Genomic DNA, 26904 nt, shown 5'->3' with positions numbered 1-26904 from the left:
AGACACCTCTGAGCGTCAACGGTTTGGGGATTCCTCAATTTACCGACGGTGAGGGGATGCTAGGCGTCGGTGGTTTGGGGAAATGATGGGTCAGTAGAGGGGCAGCAGGTCGCTCAGATCGTCGCGTTCGCCGACTGCGGTGATATGCCCGGCGTCTTTTTCGTCCGCCCATGTGGTGATGCCGGTGGCGAGGCGCAGCCATACCTCGGGGTCGAGCTCGATCACGTCGGGGGGTGTGAGGTTGTGCGGGTCCGAGGCCGGTCCGTCGAGAATCTTGACGGCGCCCCATGGCGCCACGCGCACTTCGACGCCAGGGCCGGGGGCCTTCTGCTCCAGCAGGTGAAGCGAAAAACGGACGGCCATGGCCTTGACTTGCCGGGGCAGGCGCGGATTGGCGGTATGGCCGTCGGGTTCTTGGCGTGCGGCTTGCTTCCACTGTTCGAACGCCGCTCGGCCTTGTGCCAGGTCTTTTTCCAAAATTACGGGCATGGCTCCATTGTGCCACTTGCCCACCTGATCGCGGCGATTTGCCTAGTTATGTGCCCACGTTGTCATATTGTTTACTATTCGAGTGGAGTTGTGCATGGGTGTGTGGTATGGTGTCTATGACAACGTATGCATGACGTTGGAGGACGACGACTGTCCCTGCGGACAACGAATGTCCAAGCGAATCAAGAACTTGGTTCACGTTACGCCATGCACATATGATTGTTCCGTACAACCTATTGATAGAGAAAGTCAGAGCAAATGGCCGAGATCACTGCACCGCAATCTCCCGTTACGGCTGAACAGTTCGCTGATGAGATTCGCGAGCAACTGAAGTACACCCAAGGCGTCACTGTAGAGCAGGCTAAGCCAGCGGACGTGTATGTCGCCACCGCCACCGCCGTGCGTCGCCATCTCATGGATTCCTGGATGAAGACCCAGACCGATATGGTCAACGGCAACACCAAGGCCGTCGGTTACCTGTCCGCCGAGTTCCTGATGGGCAAGCAGCTGGAGAACGCACTGCTCAACGCCGGTCTCACCGACCAGTTCGATAAGGCCGTGAAGGCTCTGGGCTTCGACGCGCAGGAAGTCATCGACGCCGAATACGAACCGGGCCTCGGCAACGGCGGTCTGGGTCGTCTGGCCGCCTGCTTCATCGACTCCCTCGCTTCCCTGGGCGTGCCGGCATTCGGCTACGGCATCCAGTACAAGTACGGCATCTTCAAGCAGGAGTTCGACGAGAACGGCAAGCAGGTCGAAACCCCGGATTACTGGCTGGCCAACGAGGAACCTTGGGGCCACATCGATTACAACCGCGACCAGAAGGTCTCCTTCGGCGGCGAAGTCGTCGAGGAGAACGGCAAGAAGGTCTGGAAGCCGGCTTGGTCCGTGCGCGCCGTCCCGGTCGACTACATGGTTCCGGGCTACGCCTCCGGCCGTGTGAACACTCTGCGCCTGTGGACCGCCAAGAGCTACGACGAGTTCGACCTGCTCACCTTCAACAAGTCCGAATACCTCGACGCCGTCAAGCCTCAGGTCGAAGCCGAGAACATCTCCAAGATCCTGTATCCGGAAGACTCCACCCCGCAGGGCAAGGCACTGCGCCTCGAGCAGCAGTACTTCTTCGTGTCCGCCTCCATCCACGACGCCATCCGCGTCTTCTACCCGGGCCAGGACAAGCCGGATCTGACCACCTTCCCGAACAAGATCAACTTCCAGCTCAACGACACCCACCCGGTCATCGGCATTCCGGAACTCATGCGCGTCCTCATGGACGAATACGACTACGACTGGGATACCGCTTGGGACATCACCCGTCACACCTTCAACTACACCTGCCACACCCTGCTTCCGGAAGCCCTGGAAGTCTGGCCGTCCAAGCTCATCGGCGAACTGCTGCCGCGTCACCTCGAGATCATCGAGAAGATCCAGGACCAGTTCGCGGCCGAGCTCAAGGCCAAGGGCATCGCCGACGGCACCGCCAAGGACATGGCCATCTACACCGGTGACGCCGTGCGCATGGCCTACCTGGCCACCTACGGCGGCTCCCATGTCAACGGCGTGGCCGAACTGCACTCCCAGCTGCTCAAGGACGTCACCCTGAAGAACTTCTCCGACGCCTACCCGGACAAGTTCACCAACGTGACCAACGGCGTGACCCCGCGTCGCTTCATCAAGCTCGCCAACCCGCGCCTGTCCGACCTCATCACCGAAGGCCTGGGCACCGACAAGTGGCTGTCCGACCTCGAGCTGCTCAAGGGCCTCATCCCGCTGGCCGATGACGACGAGTTCGTCAAGAAGTTCGCCGCCGTCAAGCAGGCCAACAAGGTCGACTTCTCCAACTTCGCCAAGCGCAAGTACGGCTTCGACATCGACCCGAACACCATGATCAACACCATGGTCAAGCGCCTGCACGAGTACAAGCGCCAGGCTCTGAAGATCCTGTCCGTCATCGCCGACTACGCCGACATCAAGTCCGGCAAGGTCTCCGCCGACGACGTCATGCCGCGCACCATCGTGTTCGGCGCCAAGGCCGCCCCGGGCTACTACCTGGCCAAGCAGACCATCCAGCTGATCAACAACGTCGCCCGCGTCGTCAACAACGACCCGGACGTCAAGGGCAAGCTGAACGTCTACTTCCCGTGGAACTACAACATCGAACTGGCCCAGAACCTCATCCCGGCCACCGACCTCGACGAGCAGATCTCCCAGGCCGGCAAGGAAGCCTCCGGTACCGGCAACATGAAGTTCGCCCTCAACGGCGCTCTGACCGTCGGCACCCTCGACGGCGCCAACGTCGAGATCCGTGAGCGCGTAGGCGCCGAGAACTTCTTCCTCTTCGGCATGACCGAGCCGGAAGTCTCCGCCCTGTACGCCAAGGGCTACGACACCAAGGGCCTGTCCCGCGAATACTACGAGAAGGACCCGCAGCTCAAGGCCGCCATCGACATGGTTGCCGACGGCACCTTCTCCGACGGCGACAAGGACACCTACAAGGACCTCGTCAACGACTGGCTGACCAAGGACTACTTCATGACGCTCGCCGACTTCCGCGCGTACATGGACATCCAGGCCCAGATCGAGGAGACCTACCGCGATCCGATGAAGTGGAGCCGCATGGCCGTGCTCAACGTGGCCAACTCCGGCTACTTCAGCTCCGACCGTTCCATCGAGGATTATCTGGAGCGCATCTGGCACACCGGCCCGCTCGCCTGACGGCGTGCGCAGAAAATCAAAAAATGTGCTCACAACGACAGGGGAACAGCCTTCGGGTTGTTCCCCTGTCGCTATATACGCCCGCAAAACGGCTTACAATTCGCCATACTGTGCAATGCTTGGGGGGTTACGGGTGCGAAGCGGAACGCCTTGGCAAGCCCGTAGACAGGGCGTATGCGGGTGACCTATGAGAATTGCGCAGACAATGATAATGCGTAGGCAACAATAAAGCCGCACACCGAAGAAGTGGGTGTGCGGCCGGTACGGGTAATGTTTGCGGACTCGCGAATCAGGCGGCTTCCGCAGCGGTTTCAGCCTCGGCGGTGCCGGTTTCGACAGGTGCCTCCTCGGCCTTGTCCAAGCCGAGATCCACCGGGGAAGAGCTGTTCTCCCACGGTTCCTCCCACGGGTCGTAATCAGGATTCTGCTGCTTGTACACATACAGACCCACGACGCCGGCGAGCAGTGCGCCGAACAGAATCGCAAAGAACTTCCAACCGTTCGAAGAATTCTTCTCCATGACGGCTCCTTTCCGAGGTGTCTTGTTGGCATGCCCATTCAAACCAACTCTGCTCACTATGATAAAACGAATTTTGTAACGATTGGGTGGAGTGTGCCGCGGCTTCGCCGAATACGGTCGGTTATTGGGCAACGCGCCCGATACCATAAATGCCATGAATTTCAAGATTCCCAGCAAAAAGGAGATCAGGTACGCTTGGGCCGCCGGTGAGCCGGTCGTCACCACGGCGATTATCGTGGCGTGCGTGGCCGTGTGGCTGGTGGAGATCATCGCCCGTTACCTTATGCCCCCCGTATTCGCCGCAATCGTGAATTGGGGCATGGTCGCTCCGGTGCTTATGGTGCAGCGCCCATGGACGTGGCTGACATCCATGTTCCTGCATGCGCCAAGCGTGCTGCATATCCTGTTCAATATGCTGGCACTGTGGTCGGTCGGTCCGATGCTGGAACGTATGCTCGGCCATTGGCGTTTTCTGGCGTTCTACCTTATTTCCGGTTTTGGCGGAGCCGCGGGCTTGATGGTATGGGCTCGCCTGACCGGCGACTGGGGGACCGCCGCGTATGGCGCTTCCGGGGCGCTGTTCGGCCTGTTTGCGGCGATGCTGGTGGTGTTCCGACGTGTGGGCGCGGATATTCGATCGATGCTGGTGTGGATGGCGGTGAACTTCGCCATGCCGTTCGTGATGGGCGGCATCGCCTGGCAGGCGCATGTGGGCGGGTTCGTGACCGGCGGGGTGCTGGCCGCGCTGTTGACGGCGGCCGTTCCGGGAACGCGGGGCCGCTCGCTGACCTGGCGCATGGGCGTATTCGGTGGTGCCGTCGTGGTGGTGTTGGTGGCCGTGGTGCTACTGTGCGCGCCGTCGCGTCTGTTGTGACAGGTTCGACTGGTGGCAGGAGCCGCTTGTCGCATATGAGGTTAGTTTCGATGCCCTGGCTGGTCTGAACGGCCGGGGCATCGCTGTATGCGCATTCGTACGGCGGTTGGAAACCACCGTCGCGTAATTACACACATGTAGTTTTCCACACCTGTGGAAAAGATTGTGGATAACCTGTGGGTAACTTGTGGGTAAGTGTGCTTTGGGTGTGGGTAACTGGTGGCCGGATAGTGGATAAGTGGTGGATAACATGTGGATAACTCGGTGTGGAAGTACAGAAAAGGCCTGAAACATAACGCTTCAGGCCTTTGTGGATAATGTGGATAATGTGGATAACATCTATCCGACAATCATCGCCACCACATTGTCATAAGGAAGCCGATCATGATGATGACGAAACCAACAGCCAGATTCCACACGCCGATGGCCGGAATCGGGAACTTGCCGGTCAGGTAATAGGCGACGACCCAGATCAGGCCGATCACCATCAGCACACAGAACAGGGGGACGAACCAGCGCGGATTCGACTTGGTGCCCTTAATGGACTCTTCCACGCGCTTGGTGCTTTCCGCCTGACGAGCCATCATGCGCTGCATCTGCGGGGTCATCATGTTCTTATCCGCAGTGGCGTTCAGCACGGCCTCGACCTGATCCATATCGACACTGTAATCGTCTTCGGAAGCTCTATCCGTATCGTCATCGGCAGCGTCGTCGATGAGATCGGTCTGGTCGGTTGCGGACTGCAGGTCCTTCTGCTCCTCCGCACCGTTTGCTTGCAGTTCTTCGTCAGCCATCAGTATTTGCTCCATTCAAGTAGGCTAGAAGTTATCATAGTGGCTACACTCGAAAGCAGCGAATAAGGCTTGCCCTATATCTCAAAAGATGTATGCGCAGCATCCGTATTGCCGTCGAAAGGTCGTGTATGAGCAGGCACAGCACTAAACACGGTGTCAGGCGCTCCATGGTGGGCAGCGTCGCAGTGCTGGTCGTCGTGGCAATCACCGGCTACCTGTTCGTCACCAATCTACGCGTGAACCAAACCAGCACCGTCTCGTCCGACACGGCCGGATTGGTCGAACAACGCGTCAAACAGGTCAACACCCTGCAAAAAGAAGTGAACGCGCTCAGCAACGACGTGAACACCATGACCAAACTATCGACCAACGACAACGAGCCCAACAACAAAGACGACGGCGGAGACTCCAGCACCGTGATGCCGGCCGTGGAAGGCCCCGGCGTAACGGTCACCCTGGATGATTCGCCGATGTGGAAACAGGCGGTGGACTCATCCGGGTCGTCGGCGGACATCGACAAATACGTGATCCACCAGCAAGACATCGAAGCCGTGATCAACGCCCTATGGGAAGGCGGCGCCGAATACATGAAGGTCATGGACCAGCGCGTGCTGTTCAACTCGGCGGTCATGTGCTCAGGCAACGTCATCTCACTGCACGGCAAAAAATACTCGCCGCCATTCACCATTTCCGCCATCGGCAATCCGGACGATCTCATCCAGGCTCTGGACGCTTCGCCTACCATTAAGATCTACAAGCAATACGTGAGTGCCTTCGGTCTTGGATGGAAGGTCGACCGGAAGAAGAACCTGCATTTCGATCAGTGCGCCAAGCTGCTGCAGCCATTGAAATACGCGAAGGCGGTAGGCGGCAGCCAGGAATCGGAATCGACGGACACCAACACGGCAAAGGGAGACGACGACCAGTGAAGCATGGAGCACAGCCGCAAGCACAACGCCGACCCGGCATCATGCGCCAGCTTATGGGCATAATAGCGGAGATACTCATCACCCTGGCCGTGATATGTGCCCTATACATCGCATGGCAGATGTGGTGGACCGGCGTGCAGGCGGAACGTGTGCAGGCGCAGACCCGCGAACAGACCAGCTGGTCCGACCCGGCTTCGGCAGCCAACGCGAAAATCGCCCAGGCACAGCAGGCAGACGCCCCCGTACAGCCGGAAAGCGCCAACTACGGCGATCTGGTGGCGCAAATCTACATTCCACGCTTCGGCCAGAACTGGGAACGCAATATCGTAGAAGGCACCGACGCCGCACAACTGGCCCGGCACGGACTCGGCCACTACACGGACACGCAGATGCCCGGGCAGGTAGGCAACTTTGCCGTGGCAGGGCACCGCAATGGCTACGGCCAGCCGCTGGGAGACGTGGACAAGCTCCAGACCGGCGACCCGATCATCGTGCGCTCGCAGGATTACTGGTACGTATACACCTATACCAAATACAAAATCGTGTCGCCCAAAGACACCGAAGTCATCGCCGCGAACCCCGAAAACCCGGGAGCCGCCGCAACAACACGCATGATCACCCTGACCACATGCGAACCCAAATACAGCACGCCGACCAGCCGATGGATCGTATGGGGCGAACTGAAATACTGGGCGAAAGTAGCCGACGGCATGCCACAGGAACTCGCCACCACCGGCAACGACGGCACAGTGAAATTCGCCGCCAACTCCACCGCATACCTCTCCCCGGCAGCCAAAATGGGCTCCCTCGCCCCCTACGTGCGCGGAGCGCTCCTCGCCTGGCTCATCTTCTTCATCGCGGCCGCAGTGGCCTGGCAGTGGCCGGCGATACGCGCCATCAGGCAAGGTGAGCGCCCGCAGCCCGACGCGAGCATCTACGGCACGCTGATGCGACTCCAACCGGGCGTGCTGCCCATCCGAATCCTACTGACGGCACTGCTGCTGTTCGCCGCCGCGGCATCACTGTTCGAATGGGGCTTCCCTTGGGCAGCGTCCCACATACCCATCATGCAGCAAATGAGCAACTACGTCGCATTGAACTAGTCGGCACACCGCCCGCACACACGCACACCAGCCGCCAAACCAAGCTTCCCAAAGGAGACACCATGACCGATTCGGCACGCATCCTCGTGATCGACAACTACGATTCCTTCGTCTACACCATCGTCGGCTACCTCAAGACGCTCGGCGCCACCGTAGACGTGGTACGCAACGACGCCATCGACCCCAGCGACGAAACCGTGACCGCGGACTACGACGGCGTACTGATCAGCCCCGGGCCGGGCGCACCCGCCGAATCCGGCGCCAGCGAAGACATGATCCGCCTATGTGCCAAACAGAACAAGCCGATGTTCGGGGTCTGCCTCGGCCTGCAGGCGCTCGCAGAGGTGTATGGATGCACCGTCAGCCATGCGCCGACGATCATGCACGGCAAAACCAGCCCGGTAGAGCATGTGGACGATGAGATCTTCGCGGGCATCGCCAATCCGATGACCGCCACGCGCTACCATTCGCTGGCCGTGGAACCGGACTCCGTGCCGGACACGCTGGAAGTGACCGCATGGACGCAAGGCGACCATATCGTGCAAGGCATTCGCGTGAAGAACAAGCCGATGTACGCCGTGCAATTCCACCCCGAATCGGTGATGACCGAAGGCGGGTACCGTCTGCTGGCGAACTGGCTGGCCGTGTGCGGGCAGACCACTGCAGTGGCCAATGCCGCAGGGCTTAAGCCGCGCGTCAACAAATAACGCCGATACGGCACCTATACGGCGCCATAGCACGCCGATATGAGTGATGCCGCCTGTTCCTCTATGGAAACAGGCGGCATCACTCATACCGGCCTTTTTGCGATTCTACATTGCAGCGATTGGAATCAGCTGTTGGAATTGTTGCCGGTATTGCCGTTCGTAGTGCCTGGAGTCGTGCCGCCGCCAGTGCTGCTCGACTTCGTGGTCAACGTGATGGTGGCGCCCTTATCGGCCTCACCGGAAGCAGGATTCTGGCCGATCACCTGATCGGTCTCATCGGTAGACCCCTGCTGCTTCACCGTGAACCCCAGCGATTCCAAGATCTGCTTGGCGCTGGAGAACGTCTGCCCGGTGACATAGGGAACCGTGACCTTCGGCGTGGGCTCCTTGCCCTTGGAGATCGTGATGGTGATCGTGGAACGTTGCGCCACCGACGTGCCGGAATTAGGATTCACGCTGATCACCATGTTCTCGGCCACCGAATCGGAATATGCCTCTTCGGTGATCACACTGAACTGAAGGCTCTGCAAGGACTTGATGACGGCATCCTTGGTCTGGCCGGCCAAGCCGTCCGGCACCTTGGTCATGCCTGAGGAGACGAACAGCAGAATCGACGTGCCCTTGGGCTGCGACGTGCCGGCGGCGGGATCGGTGCGAGTCACCTTGTCCTTGTCCACTGTGGCGCTGTCTTCGGAGTTCACACTGGTCTGCACCTTGAACCCATACGATTCGAGCCTATTGCGCGCCTCACTTTGGCTTAGTCCCTTCACATCGGGAATCTGGGCGTTCTGCGGGCCCGCGGAGAACCACACCTTGATCAGGGAACCCTTCTTGGCCTTGGCACCACCGGCCGGATTCTGCTTGGTGAACGTGCCGGCAGGCTCGGTGGAATCGTTGTCGGTCATGGCCTTGAACTCGAATCCGGCGGCTTCTATGGCGGCCTCCGCGCGATCCTTGGTCATGGACGAGGTGATGGTCGGCACGGTGACCATCTGCTCCGTCTTCGACTTGCTTGGATTCAGCAGGAACCACGCGCCGGCAATCACGCACAGCAGCACGATCACGCCGATCACCGAACCGATGATGATCTGCTTCTTGCGCTTGGCCTTAGCCGCCTGGGCGCGTTGCGCCGCACGGGTCTGCGCCAGCGTATTCGACGGCGAAACCTGCTGGAACTGGCCTGTCACCGGATTGAACGCCTGGGTTGCGGTCCCGCTTTCCCCCTGGTTTAAGGCAACGGTGGCAGCATCCTGTTCGGCCTGCTTGCGCGCCTTCATATTGGTCAGATCCGTGAGCGGGTTGAACGCGGCCGCAACCGGTTCGCCGCCGTTCATAAAGGTGAGGATGTCCTGCTTGAACTCGGTGGCCGTGGCATAGCGGTTCTGACGATCCTTGGCCATGGCCTTGGCGCAGATCGAATCCCACATCTTCGGCAGTCCGGGCACCACCGCGGAAGGCGGGGTCGCCACTTCGGACACATGCTGGTATGCGATAGCCACCGCCGAATCGCCGGTGAACGGCGGCTTGCCGGTCAGCATCTCATACAGCACGCAACCGGCGGAATACAGGTCGGAACGCATATCCACGGTCTCGCCGCGCGCCTGCTCGGGGGAGAGGTACTGCGCGGTGCCGACCACGCCCTGAGACTGGGTCATGGTGGCAACGGAGTCGTCCAATGCGCGGGCGATGCCGAAATCCATCACCTTCACGGCACCCTGATCGGAGATCATGATGTTCGCCGGCTTGATGTCACGATGAATCACGCCCATGCGATGCGAATACTCCAACGCGCTGAGCATGCCCAGCATCACCTGCGCGGCGTCGCGTTGCGACAACGGTCCGTTCACACGGATGATGTCACGCAGGGTCTGACCCTTCACATACTCCATCACCAGATACGGCAGGCGTTCGGACTGGCCGTTCTCGTCGGTGACCATCTCCTCGCCGGAATCGTAGATGTTCACGATATTCGCGTTGTTCATCTGGGCGACGGAATGCGCTTCACGGCGGAAGCGGGTCAGGAAGATCTCATCGTTCGCCAGATCGGCGCGCATAATCTTAATGGCGATTGTGCGGCCGAGACGGGTGTCAAGGCCGACGTGCACCTCGGCCATGCCGCCGCGCCCGATGAGCTGGCCTATCTGATAGCGACCGTTGGCCAGAGAAGAGGGCATGTTCATTGCTGCTCCTTCCAAAGATTATGTTTAGCGGGGGCGGAAGTGATGATGGATGGCAGATGCGGCGTGCTGGAAATCCTGCGCGGCATGCGCCCCGAGACGATGGTCGCCTCGTTGAGCTCGGTCTGCTGGTCGAGCAGTCGGCGTTCGATGCGGGCCAGGGTGCGGGAGACTACCAGCGCATCGGCAGGGCGGTCACGCGGATCCTTGGAAAGCATCGACATGATGAACTCACGCAACTGGAAATCCACGGCATCGGGCAACGGCGGCACTGTGTCGTTGACGTGCGCCGCGGCGATATCGACAGGCGTGGCACCGGTGAATGGGCGATGCCCGGCGATTCCCTCGTAGGCGACGACGCCCAGCGAGTAGATGTCGGACTGCGGTGTCGCCTGCTCGCCCTGCGCCTGCTCGGGCGAGATGTATTGCGCGGTGCCGACCACCATGCCGTCCTGAGTGATCTGCTCCTGATTGGTGGAATAGCTCACTCCGAAATCCGTGATTTTGACATCGCCATTGCTGCCGACCATGATGTTCGCCGGCTTGACGTCACGGTGCACCACACCATGGCTGTGCGCCACGAACAATCCTCGGGCCGTCTGGATAAGGATCGGCAGCAGCTGCAACGGATCCATACCGCCCGGATACTCGTGGTACAGATCAGCCAGCGACTTCGACGGCACATATTCCATAATGAGGAAGCCGATGCCGTCATGCTCGTAGTATTCAAACAGCGCGGCGATATTCGGATGCGCAAGATTGGCGGAATTATGCGCTTCCGCACGCAGACGGCGCAGTTTGGCCTCGGCGTTGGTGATGTCGGAACGCAACGCCTTGATGGCCACCGGGCGGTTCAGCTGGATATCCCAGCCCTTCCATACTTCGCCCATACCGCCTTGCGCGAGTCGTGCATCGAGACGGTATCGGCCGTGAATGAGTCGTCCTTCAACGAGTTTCATTGCTGCATCGCCTCCTGAATCATGGAACGGAAAATCGGGCCGGCCGCGTCAACACCATACCCGGTGGTGTTATGCACCACTACGGCTACGGCGATCTTCGGATCATCAGCCGGGGCGAAGCCCATCACCCAGCCGTCGATGGCATTGTTCGCAACACCGATCTGCGCCGTACCGGTTTTCGCGGCTACGCTGACGCCGCTGGGAGCCAACGACGGCGAATCCTTCGTAACCACCGATTTCATCATGGTGGTGAGCTTGCTAGCGGTATCGGAACTGAACGCGGTGCTCATCACCGAGGATTTGGTTTCGCTCAGCACGGAAAGATCATTGGCGCGTACGCGATCCACCAGCGTGGGGTGCATAAGCTTGCCGCCGTTGGCGATGGCCGAGGCGATCATCACGTTCTGCAACGGCGTTTCGGTCACATCGCCCTGCCCGATGGATGCCAGAGCAAGCTTGTCTTCGGTCATGGACGAGGGGAACACCGAAGCGGTGGCCTTCATCGGCGAGCCGGTCGACGACGTGCCGTCGACCACAACCGAACTGCCGAAACCAAGCTTGGTGGCCTGTTTGGCGATCGCCTCCTGACCGAGGCTTACGCCCAGCTGGGCGAACGCCGTGTTGGAAGAGTAGGCGAGAGCATCCTCGAGACTGATCTTGCCATTGGAACCGTTGGCCTGCCATTCCACGTTGGTCAGCTGTGTGACGGTACCGGGCAGCGTGTAGCTGGCGCCGGCCGGAATCTGCGTGTTCGTATCGTATTTGCCGCTTTCCAACGCCGCGGCGGCCACCACGGTTTTGAACGTCGAGCCGGGTGGGAACAGCTGGCTGGTCACATTGTTCACCATGGGGCTGGACGCGGATTGCGTCAGCCGGGCATAGTTTTCGTTCAACGTCTTGTTGTTGTGCGAGGTCAGCTCGTTCGGATCATAGCTGGGCGTTGACGCCATGGCCAGAATGCGGCCGGTCTTGACCTCCATGGCCACTGCGGCGCCGGACTGGGAGCCTAGTGCCTGGTAGGCCGCGTTCTGCAGCTTCGAATCGATGGAGGTTTCGATGGTGGCGCCCTTCGCCTCCGAACCGGTAAGCACCGATTTGATGCGCTGCCAGAACAGCGAATCGGATTCTCCCGACAGCAGCGAATTACGCGACGCCTCAATGCCACGGTCGGCACGCTGGCTGATGGAGAAGTAGCCGGTCACGGGCGCATACAACGGTCCGTTCGGGTAGGAGCGCTGGAATTTGAACGCATCGTTCGTCGCATCGGATTTGGCCATGATGGCGCCGTCGGACGTGAGAATGAACCCACGTTGGGTACCGTACTCGTGGTACAGCGCACGCACGTTGCGCGGGTCGGCATTCAGCTCGTTGGCTCGGATCGCGGTGATAATCGACGAGGAAAGCCCCAGAATGGTGAACAATACGATTACCGCGACGAACAATTGGCGCAGCATCTTGTTCATGATTGCGCACCTCCCTTTGCCCTGCGAGCGGTTTTGGATGCGCGTTCGGCTTCCCGTTCCTTCAATTCACGATCGCGCAGCGCGGCAAGCGCTTCATGCTGGAACGTTTCGGAAAGCGTCTCGGGAGCGGGCTTGTTCGCGGCGTTCGAAATGATAATCAGCAGTGTCGCCAACAGGTAGTTGGCGACCATGGACGAGCCACCTGCCGCCATATACGGCAGCGTAAGGCCGGTCAGTGGAATCACCAGCGTAATGCCGCCGACCACGGTGAACACCTGGAACGCCATGGTGAACACCAGACCGGAGGACAGCAGCTTGCCGAAACCATCCTTGACCTTCATGGCGGTGATGAATCCCGAGGCGATGATGATGATATACAGCAGCAGAATGCCGAAACAGCCGACCAGACCGAATTCCTCGCCCAACGAGGCGTAAATGTAATCGGAATTGGCGAACGGCGTAAGATACGGATGCCCCTGGCCCAGGCCGGTGCCGAACAGGCCGCCGGAAGCCAGACCGAACAGGCCTGTGACGATCTGATAGGACCCGCCGACGGCACGGTTGTACAACGTGTTGTCGAACGGATGCAGCCATGCCTCTACGCGTGCGCCGACATGGCTGAACAGCGAGGACGCCGCGACCGCTCCGGCGGCGAATGCAACGCCGCCGATCACAATCCAGCTGGCACGGCCCGTCGCCACATACAGCATCGAGACGAACATAGCGAAGAACATCAGCGACGTACCCAGATCATGCTGCAGCACCAGAACGCCCATCGAGGCGATCCACACGATGATGATCGGGCCAAGATCGCGGATTCGAGGCAATTGCAGGCCAAGGATCTTCTTGCCTCCGACAGCCAGCTGGTCGCGATGGTCGAACAGGTAGGCCGCGAAGAAGAACGCAAGGAACAGCTTGGCGAATTCACCCGGCTGCAGGGAGCCGAGACCGGGGATGCGGATCCAGATGCGCGCGCCGTTGATATTCTGGCCGAGCACGGGAAGCATGGGGGAAAGCAGCAACACCAGGCCGACCACCATGCTGACATAGGAGAACCTGCGCAGAATACGGTAGTCGCGCATGGCCACGATCAGTATCGAACTCAACACGATTGCCAGACAGACGAACATCAGCTGCCGTGTGGCGACCTCGGTGTCGTGCTCATGATCGATACGGGCGATCATCACCGTGCCGAGCCCGGTCAGCAGCAGTACGCAAGGTTGGATCACCTGACTCGCATACGGCAGGAAATGCAGCACCAGCCCCCAGAACACCAGCGACAGTGCGACGACCAGGCCAAGCAGCACCGCGAAATTCGTGGGTATGGTGCTGCCGGTGCGGGCGAACAGCTGGAAAAAGGCCATGCCGCAGATAAGAAAAGAGAACAGCAGCAGTGAAAGCTGGCGAAGACGGCGCATGATCATTGCTTGTCCTCGCTCTGCTTGGAGTTGGTCGAGCCGCTATTGCCGGTAGTGCCGCTCGAATCGTTGCGCTGCGATGAATCCTTTGCGCCGCCCTTCGAAGCGTCGCCGGAATCCTTGGAATCGCCGGAATTGCCGGCATCCTTGGTGCTGTGCAGCTTGTCGTTCTCGCTGCGCAGATACTTCACATGCGCCCGCGCCTCGTCGAGATTGTCGCGTGTAATGCCTTCGGTGAGTTCGTCGCGCCATGTCTGCGGAAGATCACTGGTGCTTATCGACGTGCGCTCCACCTCGTGAGACAGGCTGAACCCGAAAATATTCGTGGGAACGCCTTGGAAAATCGCCACTTTGCCGTTGGATTCGCCAACATAGTAGCGGGTTTGGCTCCACCGGTAGGTGGTATACCCTGCGCCCGCGCCGGCGAGCAGCAGCACCAGAATGGCAATGATCACGGTAATGCGCCTGTTGCGCTTATGCTTATGCGCGGTTTTGCGCTGCTTCTCCTGCTGGACCTCGATGGCTTTGGCCACCTGTGGGTCATTGGGGTCGGAAGACAACGCGCCATCGGCCTTCTGTACGATGGGAATCTCACCGGTATCAGGCGTGGATAGCGTGCTTTCCTCTTCGCGTGCCGCCGAAGGATGCGCGAGTTTCGGCTTGTCATCGTCGTCGTGACGCGCCTTACGCGCCTCGGAGGATTGCATCAGCGCCGCGGCACGCTGCGCGGGGGATCCTTCGTCGCGCAAGGCCGGAGCCGCAGCCACCGGTTCGTTGACGATATCCGCAATGGGTTCGAGGCTGGAGCTCGCCGCGCCACCGACAAGCGGGGTCTGATGCGGCAGGTCGAACGCATGCACGTCAAGAGCCAGGGTCGCATCCGCAATCACAGCCGTGACGTTATCGGTGCTTCCCGCACGCAACGCCATGCTCACCAAATGCTGCGCGCATTCGGTCAGATTCGACATGGACAACAAAGCGTCGGCAATGGTGGAATTCTCCAGCACGCCGCACAAGCCATCCGAGCACAACAGCCAACGATCGGCAGGATGCGCCTTCAGCACGGCGATATCGGGATGCGGGTCGATATCGAAATCGCCGAGCACGCGCATCACCACATTGCGCTGCGGATGGTTCTTCGCCTCCTGCTCGGTGATGCGGCCGGTATTAATCAGATGCTGGACATAACTATGATCCTGGGACACCTGGCAGAGTGCACCGTCACGCAGCAGATACGCGCGGGAGTCGCCGATATGGGAGAGCACCCAGTAATCGTCCACCAGAGCGACGGCGGTCACCGTCGTACCCATGCCGGAAAGCTTGCGCTCATGCCTCGCCTTGCCGACAATGGCGTCATGCGCCGCCATGACGGACGTCTCCATCATCGAGGCGATCGCGGCGACATCCTGCTCGCGATCCTCACGCTCGATATGCGCCAGCGACCGGATGGCGATAGTGGATGCCGTATCGCCTCCGGCATGGCCGCCCATACCGTCGCAGATGGCCACAAGATGCTCGCCGGCAAAAGAGGAATCCTGATTGTTCGCACGCACCGTGCCAACGTCGGACACGGTAGTGGAATATAGGAACAGTTGGCTCGTCGCAGCGGGGGAAGCCTGCTGCAATGGCAGGGTCTGCTGGGTGTCGTCAGTCATGCGCGTATCACCTCAGCTCGAAGGTCGTAGCACCGATGCGTACCGGCATGCGTGGCGGAAGAATCGTCGGAACGTTAAGACGCTGATCGTTGACGATAGTGCCATTGGTCGAACCGAGATCCTCGATGACCCACTGCCCGGATGCCGCATCAGGGTATATGCGGGCATGGTGCGAGGAAACGAATTCATCGTCCAACACCACGGTATTCGACGCGGAACGCCCCATGGTGATCGCCTCGCCGTTGAGAGGAATGGACGAGCCGACCAACGGCCCGTCGATAATCACCAGCAGTGTGGGTTCGTTGCCGGAAGCCGTTGGGCGCGGTGAGGAGACATTCGACCGTTGCGGTTCCGCCATGGCATTGGCTGTGGCGGAAGACGCCTGATGGGCGCGACGTTTCCGGCGCTGGCGCGAACGGGATGGGCGCGGGCTGAACGATTCGATATCCTTACGCAGGGACCGCACGGCAAGCCATGCGAACACCCATAACAGGATTAGAAAACCATATTTCAGCAGCGCAAACGTAAGTTCAGTCATACTAAGGCCTTGACGTCAGCGGCATCACTCCTGTTCCTGAGACGAAGCCCAGTAGAGGATGCGGGTACGGCCAATGGTGATGGTGTTGCCGTCCAGCAATGTGGCGGCGGGAACCTGATGGCCTTCGACATACGTTCCGTTGGTGGAACCCAGATCGCGGGCGATCACACCGTTGGGCGTGACGTCGATTTCCAAATGCTTGCGGGAAATGCCCGGGTCGTCGATAACGATGTCGCAGCCGGAGCCACGACCCAGAATCGTCTTCTCCTTAGTGAGCAGATACTGGCTGCCATTGATCTCCAGCAGCGGGCAATCCTGGCTCTGCTCGTCAGTGGTGACGGGAACGGCGTTGCCCTGCACGGATGCTGCGGTGAGCTTGAAACTTCCCTTGGCGAGATCGAGATCCTCCTCGAAAATCACCACAACAGGACCCACGAATGCATAATGCTGGCTGCGCGCATAATTGGTGAGGTTATCGGCAAGCTCATCTGCGAGCGTTTCGCTGCCCCACTGTTCGATATGGTCGAAGTCGGGTGTACTCAGCTTAAAGCGATACTCATTCGGGGCGACTGTACGGTCGCGGCCCACGGGCATGGCCTCGTTGTCAATCTCACGTTCCAGTGCGCTGGATAGGTCCACAGGTTGCAGGTCTTTGGAGCCGAACTTCGAGAACACTCCATTCACTGCGCCTTCCACGCTTTTCTCAAAACGGTCGAGAACGCTCATAGTCATCCCTTTCTATATCTTTCACCAGTGTACGCAATGGGCGCAACAGGTGCTAATTAATACGTTGAGGAATTGTGATTTTTTGCCGATGATTCGGTGGATTCCATGCTTGAAACGTTGCAGGCAGTCCGGAAATCGGGGAAGAACAGGCAGTCGTGGCCGACCTGGCGAAAAGAGCGGAAAATAGCCGTTTCTCTTCGGGAAATGCGGGTATTTCGCACGATAGGAGAGACCTGATAGGTAAGGTGGTGGTTATGAATGAGCAAGCGATTGACGAATACCCCCGTTTGAAGGCCCGCACCTTGCGTTTCACCTGCGGCGCCCCGCGTTCCGCGCAGGCGATAGGCGACGGTACGCGCGCCCTGTTCCTCCGTTCGGATGGGCCGGAAGACACCGTAACCAGCCTATGGATGAGCTGGTTTGACGATGCGGGTCAGCATCACGAGACGCTGATCGCCGACCCGCGTGTGCTGCTGGGCTCCAACGCGGACAGTGAGAACGTGCCAGCCGAGGAACGCGCCCGTAGGGAGCGTGCGCGTGAAGGCGGCTCCGGCATCGTCAGCTATTCGGTGGACGAGACGGGTTCACGCGTGGTGTTCACGCTGAACGGCCGCCTGTTCCTGGCTGAACTGGGCAATGTATGTAGCGCGGATAGCGCAGACAATGCGGGCGACGGCAAAGCCTCGGTGCGCGAACTGTGCGCCGGACGTTTGAGCGTCGAAGCCGGCACCGCACCCGTGCTCAACCCACGCATCAGCCCAGACGGCGAGCACGTGCTCTACACCACCGGCGAACGACTGCAACTGGTAAGCATCCGCGAATGGAAGGATGCCGACAACGGCGAAGCCGACGGCAACGTCACCCTGCTGACCGCCAGCGTCGAAGCGGACGATGACGATGACAACGACGATACCGTATTGTCCGATTCGGCCGAATCGGACAACCAGGGTGCGCAAACCGGCACGCACGAAGTCGCCAACACCTGGAAAGTCGGACTCGCCGAATTCGTAGCCGGAGAGGAAATGGACCGATACGACGGCTTCTGGTGGGGGCCGGATTCGCGCCAGATCATCGTCGAATCCTTCGACACTGCGCCCGAACCGATGTGGTACATCAGCGACCCCGCCAACCCAGGCAATCCAGCATCCGGACGCCGCTACCCGCGTGCACTGACCGCCAACGCCGACGTACACCTCGACCTGCTGCGACTCGACTTCGACGATCAGGGCCGTCACTCCATCGTTGCATTCCACGAAATCGAATGGGACTGCGAAGCCTACGAGTACGTGGCGCGCGTGGTATGGCAGAAGAACCGCTGCCCGCTGCTGCTCGTGCAAAACAGGCGCCAGAACCACGATCAGGTACTTGCCGTAGACGACAACGGCGCAACCTACCTGCTGGAAGAACATGCGAACGGCCAGTGGATCGACATCGTCGACGGACTGCCCGCACTCACCGACGACGGGCGACTCGTATGCGCGCTGAACGACATGGAAGCGAACACGAATCGACTGACCGTGGACGGCAAAGCCTTCACCCCGGTCGGATGGAACGTGCGCAGCGTGCTGGATGTGACCGATGGCGACGTGCTGTGCGTGGTGCAGCGTGATCCGGAGCTCGCGCCCGACGTGCCGGAAGCATGGCAGGAGACCGCGGAACTGCATGACGCCCGATGCCATGATGTGGTCAGCATCGACTACAACGGCAACGTGCAACCCCTGGTGGGAGAGCCCGGCGTATGGACCGCGTCACGCGGCATGCGCGGCGAAGTGGTCAGCGGCGGCATGATGGGCACGAATGCGACCACCATGATCCACGTGGCGCACCTGCCCGCAGTCCAAATGTCCGATTCTGGAGAATCGGACATCCAGACATCCCCCCAAGACTCCCAGATGTCCGATTCTCCCGAAAAGGACATCCCTACGCCATCCAATGTTGCTCAGATGACCGATTCGGCCGAATCGGACACCAGTGGCGCCTCCGATTCAGCACGCATGACCGATTCTGGAGAATCGGACATCCAGACGGGTGCAGAACAGGTATGGATGACCGATTCGGCCGAATCGGACACTCGGGATGTGGCGGCAGTGATCACCAGCAACGCCGCCGACCCAGGGTTCCTCCCCAACACCAGCTTCGCCACCCTGCCCGGCGAGCATCATCTGCTTGCCGCCATCACCATGCCAAGCGAAGCCAGCCCCTACGCGCATGCAGCCACCCTGCCCGTTCTGGTCAAACCGTATGGCGGCCCCGGCTTCCAGCAGGTCGTGTTCCGTTCATCCTTCTACTGGGACGCGCAATGGTGGGCCGATCAAGGCTATATCGTATTGACTGCGGACGGTCGCGGCACCACCGGTCGAGGCCCCAAGTGGGATCGTGAGATGTTCGAGGATATGAAGGGCGTCTCGCTCGCCGACCAGATCGAAGCGGTGAAGGCGCTGCCGCAGCTGGATTGGGAGAACGGCCCCAAGCCCGACCTTGACAAGGTGGCGATTATCGGCTGGAGCTTCGGCGGATTCCTCTCCGCGCTCGCGGTCCTCGACGCGCCCAACGTGTTCCATGCCGCCTGCGCCGGCGCCCCGCCTACCGACTGGACTCTGTACGATACCCACTACACGGAACGCTACCTGGGGCTCGATCCGGTCGTCTACGAACGCAACTCCATCATCGCCGACGCGCCGCGCCTCACCCGCCCGCTCATGCTTATCCACGGTTTTGCGGACGACAACGTCACCATCGCACACAGCCTGCGGTTGAGTCAGGCGCTGATGGCGGCCGGTCGTGAGCACACGTTCCTGCCGCTCACCGGCATCACGCATATGACCAACGACGAAACCGTGGCGGAGAACCTGCTGTTGCTGCAACGCGATTTTCTACGCAAGGCGCTCGCTGACTGACTCGCCGAATGGCTGCGGGCTGGCTGTGGGCTGGTTTATGAATCGGACTGGTGAACCGGATTGCAGGCCGGCCTGCTGGCTGAGTGCGAGTCGGCCTGCGACTGATGGGAGACGATTATGGAAGTGACCCTGCTCAAGGAGAACGATTACGCCGAAACCATGGCGAATACCGTCAAGCCGGCGCTTAAGGCATGTCTGACCGAAGGGCGTTTCGATCCCTCGCCTGCTGAACGCGGCGCGGGGATCAGGCCGTTGGGTGGGACCTTGCACTATCTCGCCTATGATGCCGCAAAGTTCGACGCGGAAAACAATCAGGGCGCTTCCGCCGGATTCCGCGGTTGCATCGTGTTGAGCCACGGGTTCACCGAGTTCGCCGAAAAATACGATGAAATGGTCTGGTATTTCCTGCTCGCCGGGTATTCGGTGTGTGCGATCGATCATCGTGGGCATGGCGCCTCCGCGCGCGACACGGATGACCGGTGCAACGTGTGGATCGACGATTGGCGTAGGTATGCGGCCGATCTTGCGGGATTCGCCGAAACCGTGGGGCAGGAATACGCGAACGGCCAGCCGCTGTACCTGTACTGCCATTCGATGGGCGGCGGCATCGGCGCTGCGGTGCTCGAACAGCATCCCGCTTTGTTCGACAAGGCGGTGCTTTCTTCGCCGATGATCGCCCCGCAGACCGGCATGCCGCTGTGGCTGGCCCGGCCGCTGGTCGGTGCGCTATGCGGCTTGGGGTTGGGGCGCAGGCCTGTATTCGGCAAGAAGGATTTCGATCCGTCCGCGCCTCTTGATCTTGATGAAAACCCGGGTGCCAGCGAGCCGCGTGAACGCTATTTCCACCGGTTGCGGTGCAACAATGTGGCGTACCAGACCTATAAGCCCGCATTCCAGTGGGTGCGTCAGGCGTTGAAGCTCAGTCGTGCCATACTTGCGCCAAATGCGTGCGGCAGTATCGAAACGCCGATCCTGCTGTTTCAATCCGGGCGTGACGTGTGGGTGCTCAACGAGCCGCAGGACAGGTTCGTCGAGCGTGTGCGCGCGGGTGGAAGCCCGATCGAAAAAGTCCGGTACGACGATTCGCTTCATGAGATCTTCTCCATGCCGAACGCGATACTCGGACCTTACGTTGAGCGGATTCTTGATTTTTTCGATACTCCGGCGCCAAGCCTGTAGCAGGGATTGGGGCAGTCTCGGCGGGCCTGTGATAGGGCATGGTGGTGAGGTTGGGACCTGGCATGCGGCAGCACGATCGACGCAGGTAATCTGCACGTCGCGCGCCTTGCATACAGTGGATGGCTAAATAGGGGGTATACCCCTCTATCGCAGGTGTTTTGTATCGCTTGTATCGTTCGTCTGAGCACGAAGAGAAGGGAATCTTATGCAATCGGCGAAAACACATCACCATAGCATTGCGACGGCAGCGGTCGCATTGGTTGCTGCATGCTCGATGCTTCTTCCGGCTGGGGTTGCATCGGCCGCGCAGGCTCCGGGGCTAAGCGTTAAGCAGGGCGCCGGTTATACCGCTACGAAGATCTCGCATCCGAACGCCGGTCTTGGCGAGAACGACGGCATCGTCAACGTGGACGCCAACGGCACGCCTACCGCCGCCGACGCGGATGCGGATCGTGGCCAGAATTATTCGTGGGCGTCCGTTGGCTATGGTGACTGGATGTATGTGGGCACGTGCTATTCGGCCATGGGCAGTACGCTTAAACTGATGGCCAGCAAGATGGGCACCACCTACAGCAAACTCAAGGCAGCACTTGATGTGGCGTTCAATGGTGAACTGTTCCTCGACAACGGCGAGAATCGCAGTTTGCTGCTGAAGATCAACACCGCTACCGGCGAAGTCAAGATCGTGGCCATGCCGGTGCAGAAATCCTTGGGCGACGACATCAATGTGAACGGGTATCGTGCGGCCATCGAATTCCACGACAAGCTGTATTTCTCCGCGGCCGCCACCGGCAAACCGTACCTGTTGGAGGTCGATCCGGCAACCGACGCGACCAAGATCGTCTACCAGTCCTCGCCACTGTCTCCGGCAGCCCAGAAGAAGGGCTACTCGGTCGGCATTCGCGGTCTTGCGGTGTTGGGCAACCAGCTTGTCGCCAGCATGATCGGTGATGACGGGGCTTACATCGTAGCCTCCTCGGATCCTTCCCAAGGCAAGGATTCGTTCAAGGTGATCGCCACGCAGAAGGATCTGCTCGACTATCCGGCATGTAGCTACGCCGATAACATCTTCGGCGGTGCGATCTGGGACATGACCGTATTCAATGGAAAACTGTACATCTCCGTTGTCACCGGCCGCGCGGGCACCAAGCAGTCGTTCGCGCTGTTCCGCGGCGAGCAGACCAACGACGGCAGCTGGAAGTACACGCCGCTGGTAGGCAGCCCGAAGGACGGCGCCCGCTACGACTATGGTTTTGGTGCCACCCGTTCCGGTGCGGCCAATCTGGTGGTGTATAAGAACCATCTGTATATCGGAGGGTATAACGATCCGATGGTGGCTTTGCCGGATGCGCTCAAAGGCAAGTTCGAAAACCTGTACAACGACATGGCCAACCCGGTCAACCTGTGGCGTATGGATGCGGACGAGAACTTCGAACTCGTGGCAGGCGAAGATAACAATAAGTACTTCGGCAATCCGATCGGAACCATCGACGGTGAGACCATGCGAGCCGGTCTTGCCGCGGAAAGCGATACGAGCCGCCACCTCAACCAGTACGTATGGCGTATGCAGTCGTATGACGGCAAGATGTATGCCGGCACCTTCGACATCAGCGACCTGTCCTACCCTGTGACCCAATTCGCCAACGGCGACATCCTCCACCGCACTCCGGAGCAGTGGAAGAAGCAGATCGAATACATCAAGAAGTTCCTTGAGGAGATCAAGGGCGACGGTTCCTCATCCGCGAACGCCTCTGCGGATGCCAAGGCCGGCATCGCCACGCAAAGCGCCGAATCCGATGCCTCCAATGGCGAGATCGCCAAGCTGGAGCGGATGGAATCCCTGATGGGCTCCATGCAGGAGGATCTGAACGCCAAACAGACCGACGCGAATGCCGATGGCATCGCCACGCTCTCCGCAGACAGCTATACGCTCGAAGACCGCATCCGATTCCAGACCATGCTTGAGGAACTGCTCAAGATCTACGAGTCCATCAAGCCCATGCTGCCGGATTCCGTCACCAGCGAGCTTGACAAATGGCTCAACCAGGAGAACGTCGACAACTTCGGCTACTTCGTGAACGTGTGCAAATACCTGCGTTCCGCAACGTCCGACAAGCGCGGCTGCGACCTGGTCGTCACCGCTGACGGCGTGAACTTCCAGACCATCACCCGTAACGGTTTCGGCGATAACAACAACCATGGTCTGCGCGTCTTTGCTGTGACCGATTCCGGGTTGAGCGTCGGCACCGCCAATCCGTACCACGGCACGCAGATCTGGAACCTGAACGACGGTACGACGGTGACTAGCGCCACGCTGAGCGCCGGCAATGCGTTCACCTACGATAAGTACGATGCTGCATCCAAGCGGCAGAATAGCGCCGGTCTGAACGTCGGCATCAACTTCAACGGCAACACCGTAAGCGATGTGCAATATGACTACGCGTCGCTCACCGCAGGCAAGGATTACGTTGTGAACGCGGATGGATCCGGCATCAGCCTGACCAGCACGTTCCTCAATGCGCAAAAGACCGGAAGCACAGGCTCTGTGACCGTCTTCTTCAACCGTGGTGCACGCGTGAAGTTCACGGTGACGATTACAGACGGCACGCCATCCACGCCACAGCCGTCGCCGAGCCCGGCAGCGCCAAGCAAGCCGGCGGCCGACAAGGCAGACAAGACCAGCGCCGGCAAGACCGACGGCACTACTGCCAACACCGGTTCCGCCGTATTTGGTGTGGCGTTTGCCGCTGCAGTACTGGTACTTGCGGCTGGCGTAATGCTGAAGCTGCGTCGCCGTGACTGACGCAGCGTTTTAGCGCCGAAAGGTTTGCGAGCGCGTGTTTCGGGCGCACGCCGGGAGGATTTCCGGCGTGCGCCTTTTCCATGGTCGCGGTGCTTGTGGCCGTGGTGCTTGTGATGATGACCCGATCATGCCGCTTGCGATGTTTCACACAATGTTTCACGTGGTGCTGGGCTGGTATGGTCAATGGCAGACCATACGTCATAACCGCACGATGCCGGCCTTGCGAGCACAGTTCGGTACCAGTGCCATACTGGCACTGTGAACAGGAGCAAGAAGACAGGAACATCACGCATCATCTCGTTCAGCAGCGACGCCAAATCCATATTGGTCGGCATGGCTTTGGTGCTGATCGGCGGGGCAATATGGGGGTGCAACGCCACAGTATCGAAACTGCTGATGAGCAATTACAGCGTGGACCCGCTGTGGCTGGCCTGCATACGTGAATTCTTCGCCGGACTCCTCTTTCTTATCGCAGGCGGCATCATGAGTCCAAACAAACTCGTCGGCGCAGCCAAAGACGTGCCATCCTACCCTAAATACCTTGCGCTCGCACTATGCTGCGTGCTCGTCGGGCAAGTCTCATATTTGCAATCCATCAACTGGACCAACTCCGGCACCGCGACCATTCTGCAAAGCCTGAACTTGCTGGTGGTACTTGCCTGGGTGTGCATCATGAGCCATCGCATGCCCCGCAAACGCGAGACAATCGGCGTGGCACTCGCTTTCATCGGCACCGTACTCATCGCCACCGGCGGCAACCTATCCACCCTGGCATTGCCGCCGCAAGGCCTGGCATGGGGATTGGCCAATGCCATCGCCACATCGGCACTATCGATCATGCCCACCGCAATGATCGCCAAATGGGGCAATTTCGTGACCAACGGCATCATGTTCCTGATCTCCGGACTGGTGCTATGCCCCTTCGTGCAGCCATGGGCGCACCTGCCGAAATTCGACGTGGCAAGCGTTTCGATGCTGCTGTTCACCGTGGTTCTGGGAACGTTCGGCGCATACGCGCTGTTTATGGCGGGCGTGATGCGCATCGGCTCGATTCGCGCGACCATGCTCGGCACGATCGAACCGGTGATGGCGACGCTGACCGCGGTGCTGTTCACCGGTGTGGTGTTCGGGCCGGCTGACCTAGTGGGCTTCATCCTGATCATCGTGATGGTGTTCCTAGTGCGCTAGGTGCGGGCTGCCGTGCTTGTCGGGTTGCCGGGTTGCCGGGATCTCTGGGTTGGCGGGATCTCTGGGTTGGCGGGATCTCTGGGTTGGCGCCGGGGATCGTGCTCTTCAGGTTTTCACCCTCCGAGTGTCCGATTCTCCCGAATCGGTCATGCAGGAGAGGAAAGCATATGCCAGGATGTCCGTTTCTGGTGAATCGGTCATCCAGGGGATAGGGAAGTGCGCTTGGATGTCTATTTCTCCCGAATCGGACATGCGGGGTGTAGGTCGTTACTGGCGGACGAAAAATTCCGGAAACGCGGGAAGTCTTGGAAATGCAACAAGCCGGACACCTGTTGCGGGTGCCCGGCTTGTGCGCTACTTGTTCTGGTATGTGGCGCCGTGTATGCGGTTGCATGCAGTCAAGACGATCTTGGCAGCTATACGCCGCTTCGTCAGTCTGCCGACGTCAGCCTTCGATGGCGATGCGATGCTTGGACTCGACCTGCTGTTGCTCTTGCGGCTTCGGCAGTTCCAGGCACAGCGTACCGTCCTTGTAGCTGGCGTGAATGTCGGAGTCCTTCATGTCTTCGCCAACGTAGAAACTACGCGAGCAGGAGCCGACGTAACGTTCGCGGCGCAGCCACTTGCCGTTGTTGTCCTTGTCTTCGTGTGCGCTGTCGCGGCGTGCGGAAACGGTCAGATACCCGTTTTGCAGCTCCAGGGAAATGTTGTCCTTCTTGAAGCCGGGCATGTCGATATCGACGGTGTATCCGTTATCGGACTCGCGCACGTCGGTGCTCATCATGCCCATCGACATGTTTGGGTCGCGCGTAATAGCACGGTCCATGTTGCGCCAACCCTCGAAGAACGGATCGTCGAACAGGTCGGAGAACATTGTGTCATTCATCAAAGCCGGAAACATTGCCATAATCGGTGCTCCTTAAGCAAAATGCGCGTTCTGCGCGCGGAGTAATGCGGCTTGGCAGCCGGCCGTGCGATTGCCGCTGCGGCGTCACCATCCAGCGACATCGGCGACCGGGTTCGTTGCTGCATCCGGAACCCTTCCGGGCTCCTGACCTTGACCTTTCACTCCACCCAACTCTTCCGGGCGACGATCATTCCGGAATTATGCTCACAGTGAAGTACTTGCGATTGCGCCGGCAAAGGGAATGGACGTTCCGTTCCGCGTATCCGTTTCTCCGGATTCGGATATGTGTAACCCTAAATCTGTACCCCCATGCGTCCGTTTCTGGTGATTCGGACACGCAAACTCACTAAGACGCACCCTGCGTGTCTGTTTCTGCAGATTCGGACATGTGGGGTTGTGTTGAGGGTGTGTGTTTGTCTTTTTCTCCCGAATCGGACACACTTGCGGCAGATTTTTAGTACATTTGTTAGATTTTTACGATTTTGAGCAAAGCAAAAGGGCTGGAATCGTTGGATTCCAGCCCTTTTCGGCTCGTGCGAGCGGGGGGAGTTGAACCCCCACGAGCATACACTCACTGCCACCTGAAGACAGCGCGTCTACCATTCCGCCACGCTCGCAGACAATCAACTAATTTACACCTTTACTATCTGTGATGCAAATCGGCGTGTCGCGATTGATGAAAGGGATACGCCCCAAGCCGGGCTAGGCGGCGTGCGCGGCCTTGTACTGGGTGCCCCAGTCTTTCATCACCTCGATGACCGGCTGCAGCGTCTGTCCGGTCTCCGTCAGCGAATACTCCACGCGCGGCGGCACCGGCGCAGATCCACGATCGTTCAGTCTGTGTCAATGCCGACGTCCTCGTC

Annotated in this window: 21 protein-coding genes and 1 tRNA gene; 9 read left to right on the top strand and 13 right to left on the bottom strand. The window is 59.7% G+C overall.

The annotated features are described in order from the left end of the window. Positions 1–90 precede the first annotated feature (90 nt). The gene (locus tag BBAG_RS07815; RefSeq protein ID WP_003825205.1) at positions 91–489 is read right to left on the bottom strand and encodes a sterol carrier family protein; all 399 of its coding nucleotides are present in this window, start codon (positions 487–489) and stop codon (positions 91–93) included. Positions 490–747: 258 nt separating this feature from the next. Between BBAG_RS07815 and BBAG_RS07810 the strand changes: the two genes are divergently transcribed. Further along, on the top strand, positions 748–3204 hold the full coding sequence (locus BBAG_RS07810) for a glycogen/starch/alpha-glucan phosphorylase (protein ID WP_003825204.1): 2457 nt from the start codon (positions 748–750) through the stop codon (positions 3202–3204). A 289-nt stretch (positions 3205–3493) separates the two neighbouring features. On the opposite strand, the gene BBAG_RS07805 is transcribed toward BBAG_RS07810, so the two are convergent. Continuing rightward, a complete protein-coding gene (locus BBAG_RS07805) occupies positions 3494–3724 on the bottom strand; it encodes a hypothetical protein (protein WP_003825202.1) in 231 nt (76 codons plus the stop codon). A 154-nt stretch (positions 3725–3878) separates the two neighbouring features. Here BBAG_RS07805 and BBAG_RS07800 point away from each other — a divergent pair, with 154 nt between their 5' ends. After that, positions 3879–4598: a rhomboid family intramembrane serine protease gene (locus tag BBAG_RS07800; protein ID WP_003825199.1), complete on the top strand. Its 720-nt coding sequence runs from the start codon at positions 3879–3881 to the stop codon at positions 4596–4598. 350 nt (positions 4599–4948) lie between these two features. Here the strand turns inward: BBAG_RS07800 and crgA are convergent, their stop codons facing one another. Then, positions 4949–5392, bottom strand: coding sequence for a cell division protein CrgA (crgA, locus tag BBAG_RS07795; protein WP_033508730.1), 444 nt, complete (start codon positions 5390–5392; stop codon positions 4949–4951). Positions 5393–5520: 128 nt separating this feature from the next. On the opposite strand from crgA, the gene BBAG_RS07790 reads away from it, so the two are divergent. The 3 genes from BBAG_RS07790 (at position 5521) to BBAG_RS07780 (ending at position 8131) form a co-directional block, all read left to right on the top strand. Then, positions 5521–6321, top strand: a complete 801-nt coding sequence (locus BBAG_RS07790; RefSeq protein WP_033508772.1) for a DUF881 domain-containing protein — start codon at positions 5521–5523, stop codon at positions 6319–6321. After that, positions 6243–7424, top strand: coding sequence for a class E sortase (locus BBAG_RS07785; RefSeq protein ID WP_407921671.1), 1182 nt, complete (start codon positions 6243–6245; stop codon positions 7422–7424). Before BBAG_RS07790 ends, BBAG_RS07785 begins: the two co-directional genes overlap by 79 nt. 62 nt (positions 7425–7486) lie before the next feature. Next, a complete protein-coding gene (locus tag BBAG_RS07780; protein WP_003825192.1) occupies positions 7487–8131 on the top strand; it encodes an anthranilate synthase component II in 645 nt (214 codons plus the stop codon). 125 nt (positions 8132–8256) lie between these two features. On the opposite strand, the gene pknB is transcribed toward BBAG_RS07780, so the two are convergent. Genes pknB through BBAG_RS07745 form a run of 7 tightly spaced genes read right to left on the bottom strand, consistent with a single transcriptional unit; the run spans position 8257 to position 17067 of the window. Next, positions 8257–10311: a Stk1 family PASTA domain-containing Ser/Thr kinase gene (pknB, locus tag BBAG_RS07775; protein ID WP_003825189.1), complete on the bottom strand. Its 2055-nt coding sequence runs from the start codon at positions 10309–10311 to the stop codon at positions 8257–8259. After that, positions 10308–11267 (bottom strand): serine/threonine-protein kinase, encoded by a 960-nt coding sequence (locus tag BBAG_RS07770; RefSeq protein WP_003825187.1) that lies wholly within the window; start codon positions 11265–11267, stop codon positions 10308–10310. Before BBAG_RS07770 ends, pknB begins: the two co-directional genes overlap by 4 nt. Further along, the gene (locus tag BBAG_RS07765; protein ID WP_003825186.1) at positions 11264–12730 is read right to left on the bottom strand and encodes a peptidoglycan D,D-transpeptidase FtsI family protein; all 1467 of its coding nucleotides are present in this window, start codon (positions 12728–12730) and stop codon (positions 11264–11266) included. The genes BBAG_RS07770 and BBAG_RS07765 overlap by 4 nt, the downstream gene beginning before the upstream one ends. Further along, positions 12727–14154 (bottom strand): FtsW/RodA/SpoVE family cell cycle protein, encoded by a 1428-nt coding sequence (locus tag BBAG_RS07760; RefSeq protein WP_003825184.1) that lies wholly within the window; start codon positions 14152–14154, stop codon positions 12727–12729. Before BBAG_RS07760 ends, BBAG_RS07765 begins: the two co-directional genes overlap by 4 nt. Then, the gene (locus BBAG_RS07755; protein WP_003825183.1) at positions 14151–15803 is read right to left on the bottom strand and encodes a PP2C family protein-serine/threonine phosphatase; all 1653 of its coding nucleotides are present in this window, start codon (positions 15801–15803) and stop codon (positions 14151–14153) included. Before BBAG_RS07755 ends, BBAG_RS07760 begins: the two co-directional genes overlap by 4 nt. Positions 15804–15810: 7 nt before the next feature. Further along, on the bottom strand, positions 15811–16341 hold the full coding sequence (locus tag BBAG_RS07750; RefSeq protein ID WP_003825182.1) for an FHA domain-containing protein FhaB/FipA: 531 nt from the start codon (positions 16339–16341) through the stop codon (positions 15811–15813). A gap of 24 nt (positions 16342–16365) precedes the next feature. Continuing rightward, on the bottom strand, positions 16366–17067 hold the full coding sequence (locus BBAG_RS07745) for an FhaA domain-containing protein (protein ID WP_033508724.1): 702 nt from the start codon (positions 17065–17067) through the stop codon (positions 16366–16368). Between the two features lie 254 nt (positions 17068–17321). Between BBAG_RS07745 and BBAG_RS07740 the strand changes: the two genes are divergently transcribed. From BBAG_RS07740 to BBAG_RS07725, 4 genes are all read left to right on the top strand, one after another. Next, positions 17322–19964: a S9 family peptidase gene (locus BBAG_RS07740; RefSeq protein ID WP_003825176.1), complete on the top strand. Its 2643-nt coding sequence runs from the start codon at positions 17322–17324 to the stop codon at positions 19962–19964. Positions 19965–20081: 117 nt separating this feature from the next. Further along, positions 20082–21143: an alpha/beta fold hydrolase gene (locus tag BBAG_RS07735; protein ID WP_003825175.1), complete on the top strand. Its 1062-nt coding sequence runs from the start codon at positions 20082–20084 to the stop codon at positions 21141–21143. A gap of 274 nt (positions 21144–21417) precedes the next feature. Further along, positions 21418–23946 carry a X2-like carbohydrate binding domain-containing protein gene (locus tag BBAG_RS07730; protein WP_003825174.1) on the top strand — a complete coding sequence of 843 codons (2529 nt, stop codon included), beginning with the start codon at positions 21418–21420 and terminating at the stop codon, positions 23944–23946. 333 nt (positions 23947–24279) lie between these two features. Continuing rightward, a complete protein-coding gene (locus tag BBAG_RS07725) occupies positions 24280–25134 on the top strand; it encodes a DMT family transporter (protein ID WP_050754784.1) in 855 nt (284 codons plus the stop codon). 445 nt (positions 25135–25579) lie between these two features. Here the strand turns inward: BBAG_RS07725 and BBAG_RS07720 are convergent, their stop codons facing one another. The 3 genes from BBAG_RS07720 to BBAG_RS08400 form a co-directional block, all read right to left on the bottom strand. Further along, the gene (locus BBAG_RS07720; RefSeq protein WP_003825169.1) at positions 25580–26041 is read right to left on the bottom strand and encodes an Hsp20/alpha crystallin family protein; all 462 of its coding nucleotides are present in this window, start codon (positions 26039–26041) and stop codon (positions 25580–25582) included. A 534-nt stretch (positions 26042–26575) separates the two neighbouring features. Then, positions 26576–26658: transfer RNA gene (locus BBAG_RS07715), tRNA-Leu, on the bottom strand. Positions 26659–26743: 85 nt separating this feature from the next. Then, positions 26744–26854, bottom strand: coding sequence for a winged helix-turn-helix transcriptional regulator (locus BBAG_RS08400; RefSeq protein ID WP_272944773.1), 111 nt, complete (start codon positions 26852–26854; stop codon positions 26744–26746). Positions 26855–26904: the final 50 nt, after the last annotated feature.

The organism is Bifidobacterium angulatum DSM 20098 = JCM 7096 (assembly GCF_001025155.1).
GTDB lineage: Bacteria > Actinomycetota > Actinomycetes > Actinomycetales > Bifidobacteriaceae > Bifidobacterium > Bifidobacterium angulatum.
This window is presented reverse-complemented; position numbering and strand designations above follow the sequence as displayed.

Excerpts from the sequence above, each read along its gene's own strand:
- BBAG_RS07815 (WP_003825205.1), bottom strand. The coding sequence starts at position 489 with ATGCCCGTAATTTTGGAAAAAGACCTGGCACAAGGCCGAGCGGCGTTC.
- BBAG_RS07810 (WP_003825204.1), top strand. The coding sequence starts at position 748 with ATGGCCGAGATCACTGCACCGCAATCTCCCGTTACGGCTGAACAGTTC.
- BBAG_RS07805 (WP_003825202.1), bottom strand. The coding sequence starts at position 3,724 with ATGGAGAAGAATTCTTCGAACGGTTGGAAGTTCTTTGCGATTCTGTTC.
- BBAG_RS07800 (WP_003825199.1), top strand. The coding sequence starts at position 3,879 with ATGAATTTCAAGATTCCCAGCAAAAAGGAGATCAGGTACGCTTGGGCC.
- crgA (WP_033508730.1), bottom strand. The coding sequence starts at position 5,392 with ATGGCTGACGAAGAACTGCAAGCAAACGGTGCGGAGGAGCAGAAGGAC.
- BBAG_RS07790 (WP_033508772.1), top strand. The coding sequence starts at position 5,521 with ATGAGCAGGCACAGCACTAAACACGGTGTCAGGCGCTCCATGGTGGGC.
- BBAG_RS07780 (WP_003825192.1), top strand. The coding sequence starts at position 7,487 with ATGACCGATTCGGCACGCATCCTCGTGATCGACAACTACGATTCCTTC.
- pknB (WP_003825189.1), bottom strand. The coding sequence starts at position 10,311 with ATGAACATGCCCTCTTCTCTGGCCAACGGTCGCTATCAGATAGGCCAG.
- BBAG_RS07770 (WP_003825187.1), bottom strand. The coding sequence starts at position 11,267 with ATGAAACTCGTTGAAGGACGACTCATTCACGGCCGATACCGTCTCGAT.
- BBAG_RS07765 (WP_003825186.1), bottom strand. The coding sequence starts at position 12,730 with ATGAACAAGATGCTGCGCCAATTGTTCGTCGCGGTAATCGTATTGTTC.
- BBAG_RS07760 (WP_003825184.1), bottom strand. The coding sequence starts at position 14,154 with ATGATCATGCGCCGTCTTCGCCAGCTTTCACTGCTGCTGTTCTCTTTT.
- BBAG_RS07755 (WP_003825183.1), bottom strand. The coding sequence starts at position 15,803 with ATGACTGACGACACCCAGCAGACCCTGCCATTGCAGCAGGCTTCCCCC.
- BBAG_RS07750 (WP_003825182.1), bottom strand. The coding sequence starts at position 16,341 with ATGACTGAACTTACGTTTGCGCTGCTGAAATATGGTTTTCTAATCCTG.
- BBAG_RS07745 (WP_033508724.1), bottom strand. The coding sequence starts at position 17,067 with ATGAGCGTTCTCGACCGTTTTGAGAAAAGCGTGGAAGGCGCAGTGAAT.
- BBAG_RS07740 (WP_003825176.1), top strand. The coding sequence starts at position 17,322 with ATGAATGAGCAAGCGATTGACGAATACCCCCGTTTGAAGGCCCGCACC.
- BBAG_RS07735 (WP_003825175.1), top strand. The coding sequence starts at position 20,082 with ATGGAAGTGACCCTGCTCAAGGAGAACGATTACGCCGAAACCATGGCG.
- BBAG_RS07730 (WP_003825174.1), top strand. The coding sequence starts at position 21,418 with ATGCTTCTTCCGGCTGGGGTTGCATCGGCCGCGCAGGCTCCGGGGCTA.
- BBAG_RS07725 (WP_050754784.1), top strand. The coding sequence starts at position 24,280 with ATGGCTTTGGTGCTGATCGGCGGGGCAATATGGGGGTGCAACGCCACA.
- BBAG_RS07720 (WP_003825169.1), bottom strand. The coding sequence starts at position 26,041 with ATGGCAATGTTTCCGGCTTTGATGAATGACACAATGTTCTCCGACCTG.